Raw genomic sequence first — 904 nt, forward strand, 5'->3', positions numbered from 1 at the left:
GCCTTTGGTTTTCTCTATTTTCTTATTGTCGACTTGCGGATCTGGTTGTATGCATTAGTGCCCAAAAGTCTCGCGGAGCGTCCAATACAGGTTTGACGATGCCGGTACGGATGGCGAAATCGCCAAAACCTTCATCATCTAAACGGTTTCGAGACCAATCTGCTACCCAGCCTTCGACAATTTCAAGGATTTCAGGTTCGGTAATGTTTTCTTTAAACAGACGCGGGATGCGTGTGCCTTCACGGTTGCCGCCTGCGTAAAGGTTGTAGCGGCCGACGGCTTTGCCGACCAACCCAATTTCCGCCAGCATGGCGCGGCCGCAACCGTTGGGACAACCAGTTACGCGCAAAACGATGTATTCGTCTTCCAAGCCATATTTGGCGAACATTTCGTCGATTTTATCGGAGAATGTTGGTAGGAAACGCTCAGCCTCCGCCATCGCCAGCGGGCAAGTCGGCAAGGCAACGCAGGCCATCGAGTTCTCACGCTGGATGGTAATCGATTTGCTGATTAATCCATGCTCTTTGGCGATTTTATCAATCGTATCTTTTAATTCCGGCGGCACGTTGGCAACCACCAGATTTTGATTGGCCGTCAGACGGAAGTCGCCGGGATGGATTTTGGCAATTTCGCGGATGCCTGTTTTCAACGGTCTGTCGGGATAATCGAGCAGGCGGCCGTTTTCAATAAACAAAGTCAAATGCCAGTTACCTTCATGCCCTTGCACCCAGCCGATATGGTCGCCGCGATGGGTAAACTCGTAAGGGCGAATGGGCTCAAACTTAATGCCCATGCGCCTTTCGACTTCCTCTTTGAACACATCTACGCCGACGCGTTGCAGCGTATAGCGTGTACGCGCTGCTTTGCGGTCGCTGCGGTTGCCCCAGTCGCGCTGTGTGCTGAC

General features: G+C 52.2%; 1 pseudogene. It reads right to left on the reverse strand.

The features are described 5' to 3' along the window. Nucleotides 1-22: 22 nt before the first annotated feature. Nucleotides 23-904, reverse strand: a pseudogene (locus ACTHUR_RS12535) (sulfite reductase subunit beta); the annotation flags it as partial.

This window comes from Neisseria sp. P0021.S007 (genome assembly GCF_051956855.1).